This window comes from Candidatus Desulfolinea nitratireducens (assembly GCF_982879505.1).
In genome coordinates this window covers 1-2,546 of the sequence record NZ_CEYOSI010000332.1, presented here as the reverse complement: position 1 = coordinate 2,546, position 2,546 = coordinate 1, and the positions used below count along the sequence as shown (strand labels likewise).

Sequence of the window (2,546 nt, the reverse complement as noted above, 5' to 3'; positions counted from 1 at the left end):
ATCTGCGAGGAATATTTGGTAGAGGTGTTAGGTGGATGATGGAAAATTTAGGCTACTCGCCAATCCATTAAAAAGAAAGATTTAGGTATATTGAAAATCAACCTGCAACTTTATTCGATCTTGCGAGAAAAGCTCCCAGCCAGTGCAAAGGGGCGCGCAGTCATGCATTTTGATGAAGGGGCAATGCTTGCGGATCTGCTCGGTGAATTGGACATCCAGCGCAAAGTGGTTATCAGTGTAAATGGTACTCATGAAACGAATAAAGCATACCCGTTGCAGGATGGTGATATAGTAAGGATATTTTCTTCAATAAGCGGTGGATAGAATATCTCGCCGCACCAAGCATCAACAAAGGAGAGAGAATTATGATATACGGCTATAACGGAAAAATCTTGCATGTAGATCTGACAACCAGGAAATTTCAGGTGGAAGAGCCTGATGAGGCCTTTTACCGCAAATATATGGGGGGAAGTGCTTTGGCAATGCACTATTTGCTCAAGGATATGCCTGCCGGTGTAGATCCTCTTGGGCCTGAAAATGTATTGGTTTTGGCCCTCAGTGTGTTGACCGGTACAGCCGTTTCGGGTCAGAGTCGCATGACTGCGGCTGCCAAATCTCCACTGACCGGTGCCATCGGCGACTCGCAAGGCGGTGGATTTTGGCCTGCAGAGCTCAAGTTTGCCGGATTCGATGCCCTCGTGATTAAGGGAAAATCTGAGGGACCGGTTTATCTGTCGATCAACGAGGGCAAGTACGAGCTGCGCGATGCATCGCATCTTTGGGGGAAGATCACTGGCGAGGCGGAGACATCCATCAAAGAAGAACTTGGTGACAACAAAGTCGAAGTTTTACAAATTGGCCCTGCCGGAGAAAAAGCTGTCCGTTTTGCCGGTATCTTCAGTATGTCTAATCGTGCAAATGGGCGCACGGGAATGGGTGCCGTGATGGGTTCTAAAAACCTGAAGGCAATTGCTGTGAGAGGAAAGAAACGCCCGGTAGCTGCCGACAAGGCTAAGCTCAGTGAATTGGCTAAATGGGGAGCTAAAAATTTGGAAGATTCCGGTATTGCCGGGCTTGCCAAGTATGGTACAGCTGAAACAACTGGAGCAAACCAAACATCTGGGACATTGCCCACCTATAACTACAACAGTGGGGTCTTCGAGAACTGGGAAGCTATTGACGGCACTACGATGTACGATACCATTCTGAGGGGTGCGGCTGAAGGGAAACAGGATCGCCAGGGTCGAGATACCTGCTATGCCTGTACAGTCCGCTGCAAACGTGTGGTGGAGATTAATGATGGTCCCTACAAAGTTAATCCGCATTATGGTGGTCCCGAGTACGAAACGACTTCAACCTTTGGTAATTACTGTGGGATCGACGATCTGGCTGCGATCAGCAAAGCCAACGAAATCTGCAATAAATATGGCATGGATACCATTTCCTGCGGCGCGACAATTTCCTGGGCATACGAGGCCTTCAACGAAGGTAAACTGACACTGGATGATACAGATGGTCTTGACCTGACCTGGGGCAATGCTGATTCGATGGTCAAATTAACGGAGAAAATTGCCAGGCGGGAGGGCTTTGGAGATTTGCTGGCTGAGGGTTCCGAGCGCGCGGCTAAGAAAATTGGACGTGGTACTGAGGCGTATTTGATCACCTTTAAGGGACAGGAAGCACCGGCACATATGCCTCGTGTTAAACGCTCCCTGGCTGTGGTCTATGCTACAAATGCCTATGGCGCGGATCATCAAACACATGAACACGATCCTGCCTTTGAGGATGATTTCGAGTTTTATGCCGAGCGTATGGCTGTTTTAGGCTTTACCGAAGGGACAGAAGCCCGCGCTCTAAATAAGGAGAAAATTGACTTCACCGTTGCTACACAGCAAATGTACAGCGCCATGGACAGCCTGAATTTATGTCAATTTGTTTATGGCCCGGCCTGGCAACTTTATGGCCCAAGTGATATGGTTGAGGTTGTGCGTGCTGTAACTGGCTGGGAAGATGTCAGCTTTGACGAGCTCCAGAAAGTGGGTGAGAGGCGCCTCAATATGATGCGGGCTTTCAATGTCCGTGAGGGGCTTGACCGTAAGAATGATGTGCTACCTGAAAAACTTTTCAAACCACTCAAAGGCGGCGCGAGCGATGGTTGGAAAATTGACCGAGCTGAATTTGAGTCTGCTCTGGATATGTACTTCGAGCGTTGTAGTTGGGATGTCGAGACCGGTATTCCGACCCGATCCAAGCTGGATGAGTTGGGTTTGGGCTGGGTTGCTGACCAGTTGGCTTAAGATAAGACGAGATAGTTATTGATAGATATTCTCATCACTTGGCGCTCGTTCGTTCATGGTATACGATTTTTCTTTTGATACTTGATATAGATCCTAAACTTATATTTACAATTGAAAATTTATCCCATCCCTCCTGTTGTCCCCCCTTCGCGAAGGGGGGACGGAGTTATTTGGGTTTGGGAAGCGGCTTGGCCGCTTCCCAAACCCTATAGAATTATTCCTCCCCCGCCAAATGTGTCATATTTAAAG

General features: G+C 48.3%; 2 protein-coding genes. Both read left to right on the top strand.

Going from position 1 to position 2,546, the window contains the following annotated elements; translation table 11 throughout:
* The first annotated feature begins 90 nt into the window (after positions 1-90).
* Complete coding sequence (locus tag AC3DOM_RS17400; protein WP_487920305.1) at positions 91-324, top strand: MoaD/ThiS family protein; 234 nt, start codon at positions 91-93, stop codon at positions 322-324.
* 41 nt (positions 325-365) lie between these two features.
* Positions 366-2,297, top strand: coding sequence for an aldehyde ferredoxin oxidoreductase family protein (locus AC3DOM_RS17395; protein ID WP_487920304.1), 1,932 nt, complete (start codon positions 366-368; stop codon positions 2,295-2,297).
* Positions 2,298-2,546: the final 249 nt, after the last annotated feature.

Excerpts from the sequence above, each read along its gene's own strand:
- AC3DOM_RS17395 (WP_487920304.1), top strand. The coding sequence starts at position 366 with ATGATATACGGCTATAACGGAAAAATCTTGCATGTAGATCTGACAACC.